Origin of the sequence: Thiomicrorhabdus immobilis, assembly GCF_021654855.1 — a bacterium.
In the GTDB taxonomy this organism is placed as follows: domain Bacteria; phylum Pseudomonadota; class Gammaproteobacteria; order Thiomicrospirales; family Thiomicrospiraceae; genus Thiomicrorhabdus; species Thiomicrorhabdus immobilis.
In genome coordinates, this window is the sequence record NZ_AP024202.1 from 601,899 (window position 1) to 622,764 (window position 20,866).

A 20,866-nucleotide genomic window follows, 5' to 3' on the forward strand; every position below is an offset into this window, starting at 1 on the left:
TAGAATACGTTTCTATGAAATTGAATAAAATCGGCGAGATTAAACATAAAAATATTCTGTTGCTGCAAGGGCCAATGGGCTCTTTTTTTAAGCGATTAGATAAAGTGTTTCGAGAAAAAGGAGCGACAACCTACCGAATTGGATTTAATGCCGGCGATGCTTTTTTTTCCTACCGTGATAATTACACTCCTTATAAAGACACCCGAAAAAACTGGGTGAGTTTTATTGAAGCTTTTCTGCATCAAAAGAAAATAGATCAAATCTATCTGTTTGGTGATTGTCGGTTCTATCAATCACAGGCAATTCAAGTGGCTAAGGCCTTAGGTATTGATGTGTTTGTGTTTGAAGAAGGGTATTTGAGGCCAAACTACATTACTTTAGAAAAATTTGGCGTGAATCATTTTAGTGTTATGAGAAGGGATCGAGCTTTTTATGACCAATTAGATTTAAATCATTTTCCTGATCCTAGCTCTGAAGATGCACATTTTAGTGCTTATAAGATGATTTTTAGCGCCATAGTCTATTATTTTATGGGTAATGTTTTATATTTTCTGTATCCACATTATCAACATCATCGAGGGTTTTCTGGGTTTAGGGAGGCGTTTTTCGGTATCCGTAATCTTTATAGAAAACAAAAATATAAAATCACAGAAAGGGGTTTACTAAAATCTTTGGTGTTGGAGAGAAAAAAACAATACTTTTTTGTGCCGCTACAAACCCATAATGATTTTCAAATTTTGCAACATTCAGGTTATAGATCACTAGAAAAATTCATTATCGAAGTTATCGAATCCTTCGCTAAACAGGCTAATCAAGATGATTATCTGTTATTCAAACATCACCCCGTTGATAGGGGGCGCATGGAGTACTCCGCTTTTATTAACCGCCAGGCAAGTAAGTATGGGGTTGAGCATAGAGTGAATGTCGTACATGATCTTTATTTGCCGACTTGTCTGCAAAATGCAAAAGGTACTATTACTATTAACAGCACAGTGGGGTTGTCATCCATTTATCACGGTACTCCGGTTTTAACCCTGGGGTATGCTTTATATGATATAGAAGGGTTAACGAATAAAGGCGTAAAACTGGATGATTTTTGGCATTCACAAGCTAAACCCGATAGCGTACTTTTTGAAAAGTACCGACGTTATCTCATCCAAAACACTCAGCTTAATGGTAGTTTTTATGGCAAAATGCCAGACTTTGAAGATTAAAAATATAATTGCTATATGGTTCGTAGAGGCTGTAAGGCACTAGAAATGGTAGGTAGTATGCTCATCAAAAAACGTATTTTATTACTTGTTATAGGAAGTTTGTTTGTTGCGGGTTGTAGTTTTCCGGTTAAGAATGAACAAAATGAAGTTAAAGAAAGTATAGCTAAAGCAGGTGAAATGAAACAAAGTGTGGTCATTATTCCTAAAGACGCACTTTATATCGATGGTCAGGTTCAAGTGTTAAAGAAAAATTCAACCGATTACCAAAGTGCAAAAATAGAGCAACTTTATTTTTCCGCGCTTGGTCAGCAATGCATTCAAGTGGTGGTTATCGATAATCTACAAAAAAGACTATTTTGCCAAAAATCCAAAACTACATGGAAAGAGATGCTACTGCTAGATAATCTTGTCATTGAGCCAATTGAGTGAGAAAAACATGATGTTACGTTTAACAAAAATACTATTTTTTATCACATCTAGCTTTATCGCTTTTAATAGCTTCGCGTTGGGTGAAACGGCTGGAAACCTCCCCGCTGACCAACAAGTGCAATCTTTACAGGTTGATCAGCAAGTATCAAATAGTAATACCGTCTGGAGCAGTAAAAACTACTCATCTAAACAAGAATCGCTTAGCCAAATAAAAGTATTTGGTGAGCAAGTTTTTAGTGGTGGTTTTTCGGGATTACGCTCTGACGGTTTAAATCAAGACTATAAAATCTTGCCAGGCGACCAAATTATTGTGAGAGTTTGGGGGAGTGTTGAAATTGATCGTGTTTTACCCGTCGATTCACAAGGCAATATTTTTATTCCTTCTATTGGACCGGTATATGTTCAGGGTACAACCAATTCTCAATTAACGCCAAAAGTAAAATCGGCTATTAAAACCATCTATACAGAAGGGGTTAATGTCTACACCCAGTTACAAGGTGTTCAACCTATTTCGGTTTACGTTACCGGATTTGTGAATAATCCAGGACGATATTCAGGTACGCCGACCGATTCCATTATCAATTATTTAAATCAAGCAAATGGCATTCAGCCCAAATCGGGTAGCTATCGACACATTCATGTTGTGCGTAAAGGTAAGCAAGTTGCCGCGTTGGATGTGTATGCATTTTTAATCAATGGCGCAGTGCCCAATATTCAATTACAAGATGGCGATACCATTGTGGTTCAACAGCGCGGGTCTATGGTGAGCGTGGTAGACAGCCAAGAGACTGAGGTGTTGTATGAATTAGCCAGCGGTAAAGAGCTCGGCAATGAATTGTTTCAATTTGTGGTGTTAGATGCAGGCATTTCTCATGTGCTGATGAGAGGGTTTAACTCCTCCGGCCCAGTTACTGAGTATATGGATTTAAGCGAATTTAAAAACCGACTAATCCAAAATGGCGATCAAATCGTATTTGCACAAGATCAACGGGCTCAAACTATTCTGGTACAGGTCGAGGGTAGTTACTTAGGAAGGTCGAGTTTTATTGTGCCTAAAAATACACGCTTAAAAACAGTATTGGCCAATATTGCCGTCGATCAAGAACTTGCGGCCTCAAACAATGTTTCTATTCGTCGTAAGAGTATTGTAGAACAGCAAAAACAATCGTTGGAGTCTAGCTTAAAGCGCCTAGAAAGAACGTATTTAACCGCGACATCCTCAACGGCAGAAGAAGCCGCTATTCGTGTGAAAGAAGCGGAGCTAATCATGGATTTTGTGAAGCGAGCAGGCCAGGTTGAACCTAATGGTCGCTTGGTTGTTGCTAATGGTCAAAGGCTTGCTGACGTACGCTTACAAGATGGTGATGTGATTACTATTCCAACCAAAAGCGATTCTATTTTAGTCAGTGGGCAAGTGTTAGTACCCACTTCGCTGGTGTATCAAAAGAATTGGACACTTGAAGACTATATTAATAAGTCTGGCGGTTTTACTGAACAAGCTGATGAAGACAAAATTGTGTTGATTCGTCAAAGTGGAGAGGTGTTGGCAGATGCAAGTGCGCTGATTAAACCGGGCGATGAAATTTTAGTCCTTCCTAAAGTTCCGACTAAAAATATTCAGTTAGCGACCAGCGTTACCCAAATTATGTATCAGCTTGCAATTGCCGCTAAAGTCGCTTTTGACCTTTAAGGACGTTTAGCCATGCAACAACGTACCTCATGGCAAGTAACTAAAAGTGTATGGTATGCGCTGTTTATGCGTGAGATGTTGTCTCGAGTAATGACTAGTCGTTATGCATGGTTTTGGTTGCTTGCTGAACCCGTCATTTTTATCTTAGTTATGATGTCTATTAGGCTATTTATTCGTGGAGGAGAAACTGTTGCAGGTTCAGATAGGGTGACTTGGTTAATACTTGGTTTAACTGCTTTTTTTATGTTTCGTGATAGTGCATTACGAGCCATGGCGGCTATTACAGCTAATAAAGGGTTGTTTGGCTATCGCCAAGTGAAGCCCATTGATACTGTTTTTGTAAGAATCTTTGTAGAAGGTTTTTTGCGAACAATTGTCTTAATTACACTGCTAATTATATTTGGTTTGATTGGTCAAGATGTTATCCCCATTGATCCTTTAGGTGTAATGGTGGCTTGGACTTCTGTTTTTTTATTAGGGGCTGGGGCAGGTGTTTTATTTTCTATGCTTGCAGCTTTGATACCAGGAATTGATAAAGGTGTCCGAATGATGACGATGCCTTTATTGCTTTTATCAGGAGTCATTTTTCCCATAAATAATTTGCCTGTTGAGGTACAACATTACTTGCTTTACAACCCAGTACTGCATAGCTTAGAGCTGCTCAGAGAGGCTTTTCTTAAAGGGTATTGGACAATTAGTGGTGTCAGTTATTTATATTTATATTATTGGGTGCTTGGTATGTTGTTATTCGGTCTCTCACTCTATCTACGCTATCCATATAAAGTGAAACCAACGTGATTAAAATTGAAAACTTGTATAAAAGATACCCTGGTCATAACGATAATAAATGGGTTCTTGAAAACATTAACTTAACAATTCCAACAGGTGTAAGTGTCGGATTGATTGGACCTAACGGTGCAGGTAAATCAACTTTGCTAAAAATGATTGGTGATTTAGAGTTGCCTGATAAGGGAAAAATAATAAGAACAAGTAAAGTTTCATGGCCTATTGGGTTGTCAGGCGGTTTTCAGCAAACATTGACGGGCCGGCAGAATGTTAAATTTGTTGCCAATATACATGGTTATAAAAACGTTAAAGAGGTGATGAGTTTTGTTGAGGCGTTTGCTGAAATTGGTAAGTCTTTCGATGAACCTGTAAGAAGTTATTCTAATGGGATGAAGAGCCGTTTAGCATTTGGATTATCTTTAGCATTCGATTTTGATGTGTATTTGTCTGATGAAGCAACCGCGGTAGGTGATAATAAATTTAAACAAAAAGCGCGCGCTATATTCAAAGAAAGAGTGGGTAAAGCAAGTTTAATTATGGTCTCTCACGCTGAAGGCATACTTAAAGAGTTTTGTGAGGCAGGGATTCTTTTGAATAATGGTCAAGCAATATGGTTTGATGATATTAATGAGGCGCTAAAAGCGTATAAGCAAAGTTAGAAATTCATGAAAAACTATAAACAAATTCTAAAAAAATATCCTATTTGGTTTTTAAGTTTAGTAATAGCCATTTTAATAAGTGTTTACTGGTCCTTCTTTGCAACAGATCGGTATGTATCAACTGCTCATATTGTTTTACAAACACCTGATGTTGCTCCGCCTGAACTGAGTTTTTCTAGTTTAATGACAGGTACCTCTACTTCAAATAAATCCGATTTATTGCTACTTAGAGACTTTTTGTTATCTACAGATATGTTGAAAGCATTAGATGCTGAATTGGACTTAAGAAGTCATTTTTCAGATGAGACGATAGATTATTTTTCGAGAATGAGAGAAGCAAATCTGCCAATTGAATATTTTCATGATTATTATCTAAGAAGAATCAATATTGAGCTTGATGATTATGCAGGTGTTTTGGTGGTTAAGTCTTCAGCTTTTAAGCCTGAGGTAGCAAAAGCTATTACGGATCGACTGCTGAAATATGGTGAGCAACATATGAATCAAATGGGGCAAAAATTAGCAGCAGATCAGGTAAGTTTTATAGAAAAACAAGTTGAAAAGTTAAATCAAAACCTGCAATTAATACGTATTAAAGTACTTGCTTATCAAGATGATAATGAATTAATTTCACCTACATCGACTGTAGAAAGTTACAGCGGAATTATTTCTCAATTAAGAACGGATCTTGCGGGACTTTACACTCAGAAATCTGTTTTAGGTAATTTTCAAAGTCAGCGCTCACCAGAAATGATTAAGTTGAATAGTCAAATTAAGGCACTTCAAAAGCAAATTGCTATCGAAAATTCAAAATTAACCGCGAAACAAGGCCAATCTCTAAATAAAGTCTCTGCTGAGTATGAAACGTTGTTATTGCAAGAGAGATTCGCTCAAGAACTCTATTCAAATGCTTTAGCGACTCTTGAAGGAACAAGAGTCGAAGCCGCTAGAAAATTGAAGCAAGTTTCAGTTACGCAGACTGCCGCGATACCTGAGTATCCAATAGAGCCTAATAGGTTGTATAACATCACGGTAACGATTTTATTATTGTTATTGGTTACCATTATTCTCAGTATGATTTACGAAATTATTCGTGATCATCGTGACTAAATAAATATATGTATCAAGCTACAAAAGTACTAAAAAGAAGGGTGATTTTATGAAAGGCATTATTTTAGCTGGCGGCTCAGGCACACGTTTATATCCAATCACCAAAGGGGTCTCTAAACAGCTAGTACCAATTTATGACAAGCCAATGGTGTACTATCCGCTTTCTGTTTTGATGTTGGCTGGAATTACTGAAGTATTGATTATTACCACCCCAGAAGATCAAACCAGTTTTCAACGTCTGTTAGGCGATGGTTCAGAAATCGGTATGCGTTTTGAATATATCGTACAGCCGTCACCAGACGGTTTGGCTCAAGCCTTTATTCTAGGCGATGAGTTTTTAGGGAATGACGATGCCTGTTTGGTGTTAGGTGACAATATCTATTACGGTCACGACCTAACCTCTACACTTGCCAATGCGGTACAAAACGCCAAACAAGAAAATAAAGCCACGGTCTTTGGTTATCACGTTACTGATCCAGAGCGTTATGGTGTAGCTGAATTTGATGACAATGGTAATGTAATCTCATTAGAAGAAAAACCAGAAATACCAAAATCCAACTATGCCGTAACGGGTCTGTATTTCTATCCAAATGACGTCATTCAAAAAGCTAAAGAGGTAAAACCCTCGCACCGTGGTGAATTAGAAATCACCACCGTTAACCAAATGTACCTAGAAGAAGGTCGTCTAAAACTAGAAACCATGGGACGAGGTTACGCCTGGTTAGACACAGGAACACATGAGAGCCTATTAGAAGCTTCGGCTTTTATTGAAACCATTGAAAAACGCCAAGGCCTGAAAGTCGCGTGTATTGAAGAGATTGCCTTTGAGATGGGCTACATCAGCAAAGAGCAGCTTATCGAGCTGGCACAACCGCTTAGCAAAAACCAATACGGTCAATACCTACTAAAACGTGCAGAAGAAGGAAGAGTATAAATAGATTGCTTCACTCCGTTCGCAATGACAAACCTTAAACAGTCATTGCGAGGGCTTTAGCCCATGGCAATCTAGAGATGTGTGGCATGAGTGGATTGCTTCACTGCGTTCGCAATGACAAACACCCACACTGTCATTGCGAGGGCTTTTGCCCGTGGCAATCTAGGGATGTGTGGCATGAGTGGATTGCTTCACTCCGTTCGCAATGACAGGTGGATCTCAAAAACATGAAGCAAGGTTATATTTACATAATGACCAATAAAAAGAATGGCACTCTTTATGTAGGTGTTACCAGCAATCTTGTGCAAAGAATTTATCAGCATAAAAACCACCTAGTTGATGGCTTTACAAAGCGGTATAGTTTAGATCAATTTGTTTATTATGAACAATATGATGATATCGTTACTGCCATTGAACGAGAGAAGCAGCTAAAAGCTGGAAGTAGAAAAAAGAAAATAGCCCTAATTGAAGCTACAAATCCTAATTGGCAAGATTTATATTCGGCAATAGTATGACTCCGTCATTGCGAGGAGAGTAGCGACGCGGCAATCTAGGGATGTGAGGTTCGGATGGATTGCTTCACCGCGTTCGCAATGACAAAACCCAAACCGTCATTGCGAGGGCTTTTGCCCGTGGCAATCTAGGGATGTGAGGTTCGAATGGATTGCTTCACTCCGTTCGCAATGACAAAACCCAAACCGTCATTGCGAGGGCTTTAGCCCGCGGCAATCCAGAATGGCGAAGTAAGGTATGGGTTGTAATAGATTGCTTCACTGCGTTCGCAATGACAAACACCCACACTGTCATTGCGAGGGCTTTTGCCCGTGGCAATCTAGGGATGTGTGGTACGAATGGATTGCTTCACTCCGTTCGCAATGACAAACACCCACACTGTCATTGCGAGGGCTTTTGCCCGTGGCAATCCAGAATGGCGAAGTAAGGTATGGGTTGTAATAGATTGCTTCACTGCGTTCGCAATGACAAACCTTAAAAAGTCACCGCGTTCGCAATAATAAATATAAAACAAACACAAAGTATTAAGGTAAAAAATGGAGTTTATTAAACAAACCATCGAAGACGTTATTCTCATCAAACCCAAAGTATTTGGTGATGAACGTGGTTACTTTGTAGAAACCTTTCGTCAAGACAAGTTTGAAGAAGCCGTAGGCCATCAGGTTAACTTTATTCAAGACAACGAATCCAAGTCCACTGGAGGTGTGTTAAGAGGATTACACTTTCAATTACCACCTTACGCTCAAAGTAAACTGGTCAGAGTCATAGAAGGTAAAGTGTTAGATGTTGCGGTGGATATACGTCAGGGCAGTCCAACCTTCGGTAACGTCGTAACCGCAGAGTTAAGTAGCGACAATAAACATCAACTTTTTATCCCAAGAGGGTTTGCCCACGGTTTTGTGGTGTTAAGTGAAACAGCGATATTTGCCTATAAAGTCGATAACTACTATTCCCCTGAGTGCGATAGAGGCTTAGCGTTTAATGACCCGCTGCTAAACATAGACTGGCAAATACCCGCAGAAGAACTCAAACTATCCGACAAAGACCAAAAACAACCAGGCCTGTTAGAAATTAATGACGAATGTTCAATCTTTAATGTTGAATTAAACCTCTATGAATAATTTTAAATGAGTGTTTATATCCAAGAATTGATTAATCAAGGAGAAACCGATGTCCTTGAGTTTAAGGCCTCTTTTCAAAAAGAGGTTATTGAGTCCGCCGTTGCTTTCGCTAATGCGAGGGGGAGGCAAGATTGTCGTTGGTGTAGCAGATGATAAACAAATTCTTGGACTGCAGTTAGGTGTAGAAGCACTGTTAAAAGGCGACTACTCCTCAAAAGTACGCAATAGAGGGGTGACTAACATGTTTAAAGAAGCGGGCATTATTGAAAAGTACGGCTCTGGCATTAAAAGAATTCAGCAGGCCTGCTTAGCACATGATGTGATTGAACCCAGGTTCGAAGAATTTCAACATGGTTTTAGAGTGACTCTTTATAAGCAAAGAATCGTAGATGATCTGAGTGGCGGTGTAAGTGAGGGTGTAAGTGAGGGTGTAAGTGAGGGTGTAAGCTTACTGTTAAATTTAATTACAAAGCACCCTGGTTTACGTTCTACCCAAATGCAAAAAGAGCTTTCAGTTCCCGTTAAAACACTTGAGCGCTGGCTAAAGTAATTAAAAGAACAAGATAAAATAGAGTTTAAAGGAGCTCCCAAAACTGGCGGTTATTATGCAAAATCAAATTAAAATACTCGTAACAGGAAAAAATGGTCAACTAGGCCAAAGCTTAAATCAACTAACTGCTAACTACCCACTGTTCACTATGCACTTCGTCGGTAGAGATGAACTCGATTTATCTAGTGCAGAGTCAATTCAAGCCTATTTTGCGAATAATGAATACGATGTCATTATCAATTGCGCCGCTTATACAGCAGTAGATAAAGCCGAGTCTGAACCCGGTCTAGCAGATCAGATTAATCACTTAGCCGTAAAACAGCTAGCTGAAATAGCAAAACAACAAGATGCAATGCTCATTCATATCAGCACTGACTATGTTTTTAACGGACAAAACTTCAAACCCTATAGTGAATCAGATGCAACTGATCCACAAAGCGTTTACGGTTTAACCAAGCTTAAAGGTGAGCAAGCCATTCAAGCCATCAACCCTAAAGGCTGTATTATCCGCACCAGTTGGGTGTATTCAGAATTTGGTAATAACTTTGTCAAAACCATGTTGAGATTAGGTAAAGAAAAAGAGCAGCTAGGAATCATCTTTGACCAAGTGGGTACACCAACCTATGCTGGAGATCTAGCAGAAGCTATTTTGCAAATAATAGACCGCACTGTCATTGCGAGGAGCGCAAGCGACGTGGCAATCTATGAAGCCAGTAGTGGGCTTAAGATGGATCGCCACACTACGCTCGCGATGACAGAAGGTGATGCACCCACTAAAAATGAAGTCTTTCATTTTTCTAACGAAGGAGTTTGCTCTTGGTATGATTTTGCCAAAACAATATTTGAATACGCTAAAATACCCTGCGTTGTTTTACCAATAGAGTCTAGGTGTTATCCAACGCCTGCAACAAGGCCACATTACAGCTTAATGAATAAAGCAAAAATTAAACAAGCCTATAATTTAGAAATACCATACTGGAAAGACAGTTTAAAAAAATGTTTAGTGAATATTTCTTAAATTTGAATGATTATGTTGGGAGATAAATATGCGGTTGTCACCTGAGCAGATACAAGCAATCAGATCCAGTTTTATAAACGTGTTTTGCAAGGGGGAGGTTATACTTTTTGGTAGCCGTGTAGACGACAATAAAAAAGGGGGTGATATTGACCTCTACGTCAGCGCTTCTGAACCTATTAATGACTTGTTTAAGCTTAAATTGAAGTTTTTAGTTGATTTGAAATCTAAGATTGGTGAGCAAAAAATCGATTTGGTGTTAGAGCCTTTTGCTTCAAATGAATTGAAGCAAGAAGTACAAAGAACGGGTATCAAGATATGTCAGATTTAGCTGAAATTAAAATAAAAAAGTTAATCGATGAGTGTGATAAACATCAATATCGAATAAATTCGGCTTATTCTAAAATTGCATACAAACTGCCATTAACAGAACAGGTTTATAAACAACTAACCGATGAAGATATTGAGCATATTGACCAATTTATATTTCGTTTTTCAAAACTACAGGATGCAATTGGTCAGAGACTGTTTAAAGCGATGTTGACTTTTTTAGAAGAAGACGTCGAGACTCTACCGTTTATAGATGTTCTAAATAAACTGGAAAAGCTCAGGCTTATTGAATCGACCGAACAATGGAAGCAGTTAAGAGAAATTAGAAACGCCATTGCGCACGAATATGATGATTCGCCAGAGCTAATGTCACAAGTGCTAAACACTGTGTTTGATGCAAGAATAGACTTATTTGCTATTTACGAAAATTTGAAGAACACTTATCAGGATAGGCAGTCTGAATAAGTTCAAGATAGAAAAGCAACACAGATATTGCGAGGAGCAAAGCGACGCGGCAATCTAGGAATATGAGGCATGAATGGATTGCTTCACTTCGTTCGCAATGACAAACCTTACACCGTCATTGCGAGGAGCTAAGCGACGTGGCAATCCATAGCGGCAAAGTACGGTAAGGTTTGTAAATAGATTGCTTCACAACGTTCGCAATGACAAAACCTACACAGTCATTGCGAGGGCTTTAGCCAGCGGCAATCTAGGAATATGAGGCATGAATGGATTGCTTCACTGCGTTCGCAATGACACCAATACCTGTCATTGCGAGTAACGAAGTTACGCGGCAATCTAAAAAGGCAAAGTACAGTAAGGGTTGTAAATAGATTGCTTCACTATGTTCGCAATGACTATCGACCAAAGCCTAAAGACAATTAACAAAAACAACACAGTCAAGAAATTAAAAATTGAGAATTAATAAAGTGTCATTAAAAACTAAAAATTCATCATTAAAAATTATAGTAACCGGTGGAGCAGGCTTTATTGGTTCTGCGGTTATACGTGAACTCATCAATAATTCAAATCACCATGTAGTGAATGTCGATAAACTCACTTACGCAGGTAACCTAGAATCTCTATCGACCATCGATCAAGATTCACGTTATGCGTTCGAACAAGTTGATATCTGCGATGCAACTGAAGTAAAAAGAGTTTTTGAACAACACCAACCAGATATTGTGATGCACTTGGCCGCCGAGTCTCATGTTGACCGTTCGATTGATGGTCCTGGTGAGTTTATTCAAACCAATATCGTGGGTACTTATACTTTACTAGACCAAGCCAGAGCCTATTGGAATCAACTTGAAGGTGACAAAAAAGCCAACTTCCGTTTTCATCATATCTCAACAGACGAAGTCTACGGCGATCTTCCTCACCCTGATGATTTTACTAGCAGTCATTGCGAGGAAACGAAGAACTCGACGCCTGCAAGGGTAAGTCGAGAACAAAGCGACGCGGCAATCTCCCAAAGTAGAGCGACTAACGACCAAGCATTGCCGCTCTTCACTGAAACAACGGCCTACGCTCCAAGCTCCCCTTATTCAGCGAGTAAAGCGGGAAGTGACCATTTAGTAAGAGCCTGGAACAGAACCTTCGGTTTACCAACGCTGGTGACTAACTGCTCAAATAACTACGGTCCTTATCACTTTCCAGAAAAGCTGATTCCGTTGGTTATTCTTAATGCTTTAGAAGGCAAGCCACTACCTATTTACGGAAAAGGCAATCAAATCCGTGACTGGCTATACGTAGAAGACCATGCCAGAGCCCTGATTAAAGTCGCTACAGAAGGCAAAATCGGTGAAACCTACAATATAGGCGGCCACAACGAAAAACAAAACATAGAAGTAGTAAAAACCATATGTAACATTCTAGATGAATTAATGCCTCCTGAAAAACGCGGTATTAAGAGCCAAGATGGTCAGTTGCTTACTACACACCACTCACTACTCACTTACGTGAGTGACCGCCCCGGCCACGACATGCGCTACGCTATAGATGCCACCAAAATCCAAAAAGAACTGGGTTGGACACCTCAAGAAACATTTGAGAGTGGGATTAAAAAAACCGTACAGTGGTATTTAAATAACCAGGCCTGGTGTAAACATGTGCAGGATGGAAGTTATCAAAGAGAAAGGTTAGGGTTTTCAAAATAAGATGAAGAAGAAAAGAGAAGTAATTGGTGTCATAGATAGTTACGATGGTTCTTTGCTTAGAGGTTGGGCACATGAAGTTGATTCAAATGAACCTGTACTATTGCAACTTTTGATTAATAATGAAGTGGTTGCCGAATTTAAAGCTGATAAATATAGAGATGATTTACTTTTACATGGCATTAATAAAGGAAAAGCATCTTTTAGTATTCCGCTGGATATCAGAAGGCTGTTATTAAAGCTTGAAGATGAAGGTAAAGATGAGATTAAACTAGATGTTAAGCCAAAAGATGATAGTTGTAAATCAAGAATAACAAATAGTTTGAATTCGATAAAAGCTCCAGATATTCATTACAATATAGATAGTTGTGAATATGAGGGTATAAATGGTTGGATAGCGGATTTTAATAACTATTCTTTAACGATACTCCTTGATATATGGATTAATGATCAGAAAATTAAATCAATTCCAGCAAACCATAGTCGAGAAGATCTAATCACGAGAGGATTAACTAATACGGATAAAGGCTTCAATATTAATATTGGCCAATTGGCAGAAGGTGCTGAGTTTGTTGATGTGAAAATAACGTGTGGTTATCTAGATGAAACGATACTACTACCTTCTACAAGCTTATCCTCTTTCCAATCAAAAATTGAGGCTTTTACAGATTTACAAGTTTTACTCCGAGGTTCTCAAGATTTAGCGAACAATCCTAAATATGATTTTTTACTCAAGTCTTTAATACCAGCTGTAATTGATCGTTATCGCAAAGATAGAAAAGTTGAACAGAAAAGTATCAAATGCCTTGATTCAAGTGATGAAAAGAAACCTGTAACAATCGTTATTCCTGTCTATAAAGGTATCGCCGAGACTAAAAACTGTATTTACTCTGTAGTAAATAGTAAAAACAGATCAGATTACCGATTGATTGTAATTTCAGACTTTTCTCCAGAAGAAAAAATGTTGCCAGAATTACTGAATTTACAGAAAAAATATGACTTTGATTTACTCGCGAATGATCGAAATTTAGGTTTTGTCGCTACAGTTAATAAGGGGATGAAATACGCGGGTAATGCTGATGTTATTTTACTAAATTCCGATACTGTTGTTCCAGATGGTTGGTTAGATGCTATACAGCAAGCAGCTTATTCATCACCAACTATTGGTACTGTAACGCCAATGTCAAATAACGCGACAATTTGCAGCTTTCCAGGATTCTGTATAGATAATGATTTACCAACTGGATATAGTGTGGAGTCATTGGCTTATTTATGTAAGAAAAATCAAGAAGCTGAAATAGACCTGCCTACTGCACATGGTTATTGCATGTTTATCAAAAGACAGGTTCTTAATGAAGTTGGTTTGTTTGATGAGCAGAAGTGGGGTAAAGGTTATGCCGAAGAAAATGACTTTTCTCTAAGAGCAAATAAGATTGGATGGCGTCACGTGATGACTAACAAAACATTCATTCATCATTTGGGTTCAGTTTCATTTGCCTCTGATGCGGAAGGTTTTATTGCAAAAAACTTGCAAAAACTGAATGGTTTATACCCTGATTATCCAAAGTTAGTTGAAAAATTTATAAGGAAAGATCCTGCAAGGCGCTTGAGAAATGAACTTGCTGTCAAAATATTAAAAGATGAATCTATGGCTTTTGACCCAAAAACATCTGCTAAAGGTAAATCGATTTTATTTGTATCACTGTCAATTGGCGGGGGAACTAAAAAAGCAACAGATGATTTGATAAAGCTTCTGAAAAAAGAAGGTCAAAATGTCTACTATCTTACTCCTCAAAAGCAAGGCTCGATATGGCGTTTATCAAGCACTAATTCGAATGTTTATGCGGACTATGATTCTGATATCGAAGTAAATGACCTTGTAAAAATACTTCAGGAATTAGATGTCTGGCATATTCATTATCATAATGTTCTTGGATTCAAAGATGGAATTTGGAGTTTACCCAACCTTCTTAAATGCGAATACGATATAACTGTTCATGATTATTATGCTGTTTGTCCGAGGGTAAATTTTGTTTCATTTAACGATGAGTATTGTGGTGAAAAAGGGTATGTTCAATGTCAAAATTGTTTAGCTGACCTTGGAGTGCATGACAGTTCGGTAATCTCTTTTACAGATTATGATGAAGACATTAATTTATGGCGACAACATTTTTATAAAAAATATAAATTAGCAAGAAAAGTATTTACACCTAGTCAGGACACTAAACAAAGGCTTCAAAGTTATTTTGATTTAGAAAATGTATTTCATAACTATCATCCAGAACCGGTAGATAGGGTGGTTTTAAGTAAATTTAGTAAAAGTAGTAATGAAAATATTAATCTAGGTTTTTTAGGGGCACTTGGGCCTCATAAAGGAGTAAATGTTATCAAACAACTGGCGAGCAAGATATCTGAACAGAGGTTGCCAATTAATTTAAAAATTATTGGTTACACAAGCGATGATGATTTCTTCAAAAAATTTGATTTTATAACGCTCACTGGAAAATATGATAGTTCACAGCTTCAGGAATTAATCAAACGTGAACAAATTGATGCAGTTTTCTTAACAAGTATATGGCCTGAAACATATAGCTATACTTTAAGTGAGGCAATATCGAATGGCAAGTATGTTGTCTCATTTGACATAGGGGCAATAAAAGAAAGGCTAGACTTTATGAATGTTAAGAGCAGACTGCTTTTTTCCGTAGATGAAAAACCTGAAACAATGTTGAAAATGATTATAGAATTTTTTGGTAAAAATGATGTTGAAGTGATTAAAAACGGCGTTGAGTATGATTCAATTTTAAATGATTATTTTGCTCTGAGTCGAGGTCTGAAAGCATGAAAAAACTAATCTTGCACGTTGGAATGGGAAAGTGTGGAAGTAGCGCCTTGCAGGAATATTTATCATTTAATAATAGTCTTATTGATACGCAGGGAAATAAATATTTATATGCATGTATGAATACAGATGGAACAGTCTACTCCGGCAATCTACTTGAGGAAAAAGCTAGCAACTCGCCTTTTAACTACGCATCTTCTCCAAATTTAAAACAAATTAATGATAAAGGTTTGTTTATTAATAACTTTCAAACGTCCATGAAAAAAATAAATTCTAATGTGATTTTTTCATCTGAAGGTTGGAGTTCAGAATTAGAGCTTTTTAATGATTTAATTTTTAAATCTGTGACAGATTACCAAATAGAAGTTGTATTCTTTGTAAGACCACCAGTAGCTTGGATTAATAGTGCCTGGTGGCAGTGGGGCGCTTGGGCTGATGTCAGTTTTGACAAATGGATTGATAAAAATATACCAGCAACTCTATGGTCTGGACACATTAGAGAGTGGTTTGCTAGTGAGCATATAGATAAAACTCATGTAAAGTTACTAAATAAAAATGTAATTGAAAGTTTTAGTGAAATATTTAATCTGAAGCTGAATAAAAAACTGTTAAAAAAATCAAATGTTAGTTTACCTGGAACTGTACTGAGGTTTTTTCAAAATAATCGTGATTTAAGGCCCGGTCCTCATGACTCATCAATTGATTTTATTCTTTCTAAATATATAAATATTGATTCAAAACCAGATTGGGTAATACCTGAAGTGATGGTTAAAGATATTGTTCAAAAGACTTTGGATAGTAATACTAAACTTTTAGAATATCTTACTGAAAATGATCGTTTAGCCATGAAAGATGACCCTAAGTGGTGGCAAGTTGATGCGTTTCAAGACTTGTATTCAGGTGTACCTAAAAATTTTAGTCAATTTGCGACACATGGTGAATATACCCAAAATGATATGGAGGTATTAACAAAACAGTTAATAAACTCGATTATTACATTAGATAAAAAACTCAAAAATATTCCAGTCATTAAGAATCAAAACCATAACCAATTACAACAATTTTTGGATGAAAACTATCCTGACAAAGCTGATATGTACAGAGATTTAGCTATTTATTTCGGTAATGATATTGATATAGGAAAACTTTTAATAGATAAGGCCTATTCTCTCAGACCAAAGGGTCCGGTCATAAATAAAATTAGAGAAAAGTTAAATGCTTCAAGATAGTAATCACCTATTAATTGATGAGCAAATTTATAGAGAACTGTGTAAGGTTTTTAATTTTCAATTAGATGAGAGCTTAATTGGAAACTCTTTTGAAATAACTGCAGATGATTTACTCAGTGATTTTAAACCGTCATCATTTTTAAATGGGTTTTCAGAAAATCATTATGAAAATATTTTTATTCCTTTTATGGTGGGTATTCGTTATCTCAAAAAAGAAGGTTCAGAATTAATATTAAATAAGCTAATTTATGAAATTAAGGATGTTGATAAATTAAGGGAGATATTTGTCAATTGCAAGATGTATCTCAAAGCTACTAAAGATTTAAGTTTAGCTAAGATTATAAATAAGCAAATTAAATTATTGACGAAAGAAATTTTTAGGCGTCTTGATAACATTAAGATTTCAACAAACAATAACCATAACAAAAAAAGAAAAAAAATAGTTATTGTTTCTGGGTTTTTAATGCCAAAAGAAAAAAATACTCATGTAAAGTTCTTAAAAGATTTGGCTTCAAATTTTTTAGAAGATAAACAAGATTATGAAATATTTCTTGCTGTAACGGGAGATAAAACGGGGGATACAATATTTGGGGAATCATTTATAGCAAAAGATACAGAATTCTATGAAGAAAGCTGGAGTTATTTTACTAAACAAAAAAATAGTAGTTATCAATCTGTTGGCAAAGCATCATCTCTTAATAAAATACAAGATTTTGTGAAATGGATTAATCAAATAAAACCTGATTTTGCTATTATTCATGGTTCTGGTTCAGAAGCTATTTTTAATGGGCATCTTATGTTCAATAAAATACCTAGCTTTTATTATCCCTCAAATGTACTGAATATTCCTTCATTTTCTGTTGATTATGTTATAGCAAGAACTGATTATATGTTTAATAGACTTGTCAAGCATTATGAAAATATGGAAATTGACCATTTGAATAGACCAAGAATAATTAGTGCTAAACTTCCATGGAAAAAAGAGTTTAATAAAAATCATCCAGAAACAAAACATAATCAAATTGCGAATAAAAGCAAGCTTCGTTTTGTTTTATGCATTGGAAGGAATCTTATCTCCGAGGCATTTAATAAACTTACTAATAGTCAACTTATTTTATTGGATAACTTTCTTTTAGAGCATGAAAATGTAGAATTGTATTTTATTGGTGAAAAAAATTGTGATAAGAGCTTTAAAAATAACATGGTTGTTTCTAAAGCGATTACTAATAATAGAATTATTTGCCTTGGACCTATGCCCCCTGATGAGTTGTCTACTTTCTACGTGCATTCAGAGGTTGTTTTTTCGCTTCCTGGTTTAACAGGTGGGGCTGGGGCTATTATTAAAGGTATTGAGCAAGGTTGTGCCGCCACTATCCCCTATGATAATGATGCTGTAAATTTTTGTGATGAAAATTATATTGTTGGAAGCTTTGAGGAGCTGCTTGTCAAATTGAGTGACTTGGCTGAAAACACTCATAATATTTTTCTTAATGCCACTGAATGTACTAAAAAGATTAATTGGCTGTCCAGTTCTGTATATAAAAAGGAATTCATTAATCATTTTATTGGTAGTAAACCCTGAAGGAAAATAATGCTAAATAAAATTTATCTTCATATTGGAATGAATAAAACAGGAAGTACTTCTATTCAGAATTATTTAGCTTCTAATTTCGAATATTTGAAAAATAAAGGTTTTTTATACCCGCGGACAGGAAGAGCGAAGCATGCGCATTTTGGTTTGAGTACTGCACTTGGTTTTCACAATCAAAAAGAACAGCCGGATGAAAATCAATTACAAGCTTTAAAAGAAAAATTATTATCTGAAGTTCATGATTTTGAAGGTTCATTGATTTTCAGTTCTGAAAATTTCATAAAAAACAAAACGCTAAACTATGTAGAACAGTTTTTTAGAGATTATGATGTTTACATAATTATATACCTTCGGAGACATGATTTATGGTGGGAATCATCATATAGTCAAGCCTTAAAAATGGTGAATAATCCGCCGTGGGATGAAGGAATAGAGAATTACATTAACTTCAGTAAGAATAGGGGTATTGGAAACTATCGTTCTATTGTTGATAGGTGGGCTAAAGTCTTTGGTAGTGAAAAAATAATAGTGAAACCTTTTGAACAATCTAACTTTCCTAATGGATTAGTAAATGACTTTGTTAAAAGTATAGGGTTTGTTCCTGATAAAACCGTGTCTGAACCAGTTTTATTAAATTCATCATTGTCATATAGGGCGCTCCAATTTTTAGAAATCCTCCAAAGGCTTGATGTCAGCGCTAAAGAAAAAAATAATCTTGTTAATTTTGTTAGTAAAAATAAAGCAATGAGTTCAAAGGACTCTTTGCTCAGTATTGAACAAAGAACTGAAATTTACAAAGATAATATTGAAGATTATGAATATATTGCGAAAAAGTACCTAAATAGAAAGAGTGGTGTTCTTTTTAATGATTTAAATTTTGAAAAGTACGAGTGTAATCATGATCATCAAAAAGTTATTACTAGAAGTGAAATTTGTGAAATCTTTTTAGATTATATTAAGAATTGCTAATTTCAGAAAAGTTTTGTGTGTAAAAAACTCGGAAACATCATTTATGATTAATGTAACAAAAACTTATTTACCTAAACAAGACAGGTATATGGCATACGTATCGCAGATTTACCAAAACGGGTGGGTTACTAATAATGGTCCTTTAGTTCAGGAGTTAGAGAAACGTTTGGCTGAATTTTTAGGTGTCAAGAATATCATTTTGGTTTCAAATGGCACGGTTGCTTTAGAAATTGCCTATCGAACATTAGATTTAAAAGGATTTGTAATTACTTCTCCATTTAGTTTTGTTGCCACTACTAGCTCTTTAGTAACCAATAATTTATTACCTATTTTTTGCGATATAGATAAAAAAACTTTCAACTTAAATCCAGCTAACATTGAAAAAAATATAACACCGAACACGTCTGCTATTGCGCCAGTTCACGTTTTTGGAAACCCATGCAAGGTAGAGGAAATAGACAAAATTGCAAAAAAACATAACTTAAAAGTGGTTTATGATGCTGCACATGCTTTTGATGTTAGTTTTAAAGGAACTAATGTTTTAAATTATGGTGATATTTCAACCTTGAGTTTTCATGCAACCAAACTCTTTCATACCATTGAGGGAGGAGCAATCATAATTAATGATGATTCTTTGGTTGAAAAAGCAAGGTACTTAATTAATTTTGGAATTAAGGATGCCGAGAATATTCCGCATTTGGGTACCAATGCCAAAATGAATGAATTTGAGGCTGCAATGGGACTGTGTTTGCTTGATGATTTGGAGTTTATCAAAGAAAAAAGAGAGAAAATTACAGAATATTACTTAGCAGAGCTTAAGGGAATTGTTGAATTTCAACAACGCAATCCTAGCGCAACTGATAACCATTCCTATTTTCCAATCTTATTGAAAACTGAAAAGCAATTGTTAAAGGTTCAACAGGCTTTAAATTCGGAATCTATTTTTCCAAGACGCTATTTCTACCCTTCTTTAGATACACTTGAATATATTGAACCAAAGCAATGTATGCCGGTTTCAAGAGATATATCAACTCGAATCTTATGTTTACCTATTTACCCCGATTTAGAGGAAGATTCCTTAAAGCGTATTGTTGAAATTATTAAGAGTTGTCTAAATGAATAATTATAGATTAGAAGGTGTTAAAACTTTTGAATACACCAAGATTATTGGGATTGAGAATATTGATTTTGGAAAAAATATTATTATTGATGACTTTGTTTTGATTTACGCTAAAGAGCCTATAAAAATTGGAAATTTTGTTCATATTGCTAGCTTCTCTTCGATTACAGGTGGAAATAGATTAACAATTGGTGATTATGCGGCTATTTCTCAAGGGTGTAGAATTTTAACGGCAACAGATGATTTTAAAGATTGGGGTTTTGGGAACTCAACAGTTGGTAACGATTTTAGGAATATAACTAGTGCCCCTGTAACGATTGGAAATTTTTCTATTGTTGGGGCTAATAGTGTTGTGCTACCTGGTGTGAATATCGGAGAAGGGGTAACAGTTGGCGCCAATTCAGTAGTAACGAAAGATTTAGAGCCTTGGGGTGTTTATATTGGTAATAAAAGAATAGCCGAGCGTGATAGCAATTCAGTCTTAGAGAATTTTAAAAAATTCCAGGAGTGCGATGATCAAAAAAAAGTGGGCACCCTTTTTAAGGATTAAAAAGTAAAAAAGGACACCCATAATTTAGACAACTATCTTTAAATTTAATTTTCATAAC

General features: G+C 36.2%; 20 protein-coding genes. All 20 read left to right on the forward strand.

The window, feature by feature from the left end; genetic code table 11:
- Positions 1-14 precede the first annotated feature (14 nt).
- The 20 genes from L6421_RS02615 (at position 15) to L6421_RS11515 (ending at position 20,808) form a co-directional block, all read left to right on the forward strand.
- The gene (locus tag L6421_RS02615) at positions 15-1,214 is read left to right on the forward strand and encodes a capsule polysaccharide biogenesis protein (protein ID WP_237262892.1); all 1,200 of its coding nucleotides are present in this window, start codon (positions 15-17) and stop codon (positions 1,212-1,214) included.
- Positions 1,215-1,259: 45 nt separating this feature from the next.
- Entirely contained in the window at positions 1,260-1,643 is a 384-nt protein-coding gene (locus L6421_RS02620) for an outer membrane protein assembly factor BamD (RefSeq protein WP_237262893.1), read from the forward strand.
- Between the two features lie 7 nt (positions 1,644-1,650).
- Positions 1,651-3,333, forward strand: coding sequence for a polysaccharide biosynthesis/export family protein (locus L6421_RS02625; RefSeq protein ID WP_237262895.1), 1,683 nt, complete (start codon positions 1,651-1,653; stop codon positions 3,331-3,333).
- A gap of 12 nt (positions 3,334-3,345) precedes the next feature.
- Entirely contained in the window at positions 3,346-4,131 is a 786-nt protein-coding gene (locus tag L6421_RS02630; RefSeq protein WP_237262899.1) for an ABC transporter permease, read from the forward strand.
- A complete protein-coding gene (locus L6421_RS02635) occupies positions 4,128-4,778 on the forward strand; it encodes an ABC transporter ATP-binding protein (protein WP_237262901.1) in 651 nt (216 codons plus the stop codon). Before L6421_RS02630 ends, L6421_RS02635 begins: the two co-directional genes overlap by 4 nt.
- 6 nt (positions 4,779-4,784) lie before the next feature.
- A complete protein-coding gene (locus L6421_RS02640) occupies positions 4,785-5,885 on the forward strand; it encodes a KpsE/RkpR family capsule polysaccharide export protein (RefSeq protein ID WP_237262903.1) in 1,101 nt (366 codons plus the stop codon).
- 49 nt (positions 5,886-5,934) lie between these two features.
- Positions 5,935-6,819, forward strand: a complete 885-nt coding sequence (rfbA, locus tag L6421_RS02645) for a glucose-1-phosphate thymidylyltransferase RfbA (RefSeq protein WP_237262906.1) — start codon at positions 5,935-5,937, stop codon at positions 6,817-6,819.
- Positions 6,820-7,046: 227 nt separating this feature from the next.
- Positions 7,047-7,334, forward strand: coding sequence for a GIY-YIG nuclease family protein (locus L6421_RS02650; RefSeq protein ID WP_237262907.1), 288 nt, complete (start codon positions 7,047-7,049; stop codon positions 7,332-7,334).
- Between the two features lie 534 nt (positions 7,335-7,868).
- Positions 7,869-8,453, forward strand: a complete 585-nt coding sequence (gene rfbC / locus L6421_RS02655; protein WP_237262913.1) for a dTDP-4-dehydrorhamnose 3,5-epimerase — start codon at positions 7,869-7,871, stop codon at positions 8,451-8,453.
- A gap of 49 nt (positions 8,454-8,502) precedes the next feature.
- Entirely contained in the window at positions 8,503-9,003 is a 501-nt protein-coding gene (locus L6421_RS02660; protein WP_237262915.1) for an ATP-binding protein, read from the forward strand.
- Between the two features lie 55 nt (positions 9,004-9,058).
- Positions 9,059-10,021 carry a dTDP-4-dehydrorhamnose reductase gene (gene rfbD, locus L6421_RS02665; RefSeq protein ID WP_237262916.1) on the forward strand — a complete coding sequence of 321 codons (963 nt, stop codon included), beginning with the start codon at positions 9,059-9,061 and terminating at the stop codon, positions 10,019-10,021.
- 28 nt (positions 10,022-10,049) lie between these two features.
- Complete coding sequence (locus L6421_RS02670; RefSeq protein WP_237262920.1) at positions 10,050-10,349, forward strand: nucleotidyltransferase family protein; 300 nt, start codon at positions 10,050-10,052, stop codon at positions 10,347-10,349.
- The gene (locus L6421_RS02675; RefSeq protein WP_237262921.1) at positions 10,337-10,813 is read left to right on the forward strand and encodes a hypothetical protein; all 477 of its coding nucleotides are present in this window, start codon (positions 10,337-10,339) and stop codon (positions 10,811-10,813) included. Before L6421_RS02670 ends, L6421_RS02675 begins: the two co-directional genes overlap by 13 nt.
- Before the next feature lie 467 nt (positions 10,814-11,280).
- Positions 11,281-12,510: a dTDP-glucose 4,6-dehydratase gene (locus L6421_RS02680; RefSeq protein ID WP_237262924.1), complete on the forward strand. Its 1,230-nt coding sequence runs from the start codon at positions 11,281-11,283 to the stop codon at positions 12,508-12,510.
- A 1-nt stretch (position 12,511) separates the two neighbouring features.
- Positions 12,512-15,352: a glycosyltransferase gene (locus L6421_RS02685; RefSeq protein WP_237262926.1), complete on the forward strand. Its 2,841-nt coding sequence runs from the start codon at positions 12,512-12,514 to the stop codon at positions 15,350-15,352.
- A complete protein-coding gene (locus L6421_RS02690) occupies positions 15,349-16,578 on the forward strand; it encodes a hypothetical protein (protein WP_237262927.1) in 1,230 nt (409 codons plus the stop codon). The genes L6421_RS02685 and L6421_RS02690 overlap by 4 nt, the downstream gene beginning before the upstream one ends.
- The gene (locus L6421_RS02695) at positions 16,565-18,160 is read left to right on the forward strand and encodes a hypothetical protein (protein ID WP_237262929.1); all 1,596 of its coding nucleotides are present in this window, start codon (positions 16,565-16,567) and stop codon (positions 18,158-18,160) included. The genes L6421_RS02690 and L6421_RS02695 overlap by 14 nt, the downstream gene beginning before the upstream one ends.
- Before the next feature lie 9 nt (positions 18,161-18,169).
- Positions 18,170-19,138, forward strand: a complete 969-nt coding sequence (locus L6421_RS02700) for a hypothetical protein (RefSeq protein ID WP_237262931.1) — start codon at positions 18,170-18,172, stop codon at positions 19,136-19,138.
- Positions 19,139-19,181: 43 nt separating this feature from the next.
- Positions 19,182-20,261, forward strand: coding sequence for a DegT/DnrJ/EryC1/StrS family aminotransferase (locus L6421_RS02705; RefSeq protein ID WP_237262933.1), 1,080 nt, complete (start codon positions 19,182-19,184; stop codon positions 20,259-20,261).
- Positions 20,254-20,808 (forward strand): acyltransferase, encoded by a 555-nt coding sequence (locus tag L6421_RS11515; RefSeq protein ID WP_311195290.1) that lies wholly within the window; start codon positions 20,254-20,256, stop codon positions 20,806-20,808. The genes L6421_RS02705 and L6421_RS11515 overlap by 8 nt, the downstream gene beginning before the upstream one ends.
- Positions 20,809-20,866: the final 58 nt, after the last annotated feature.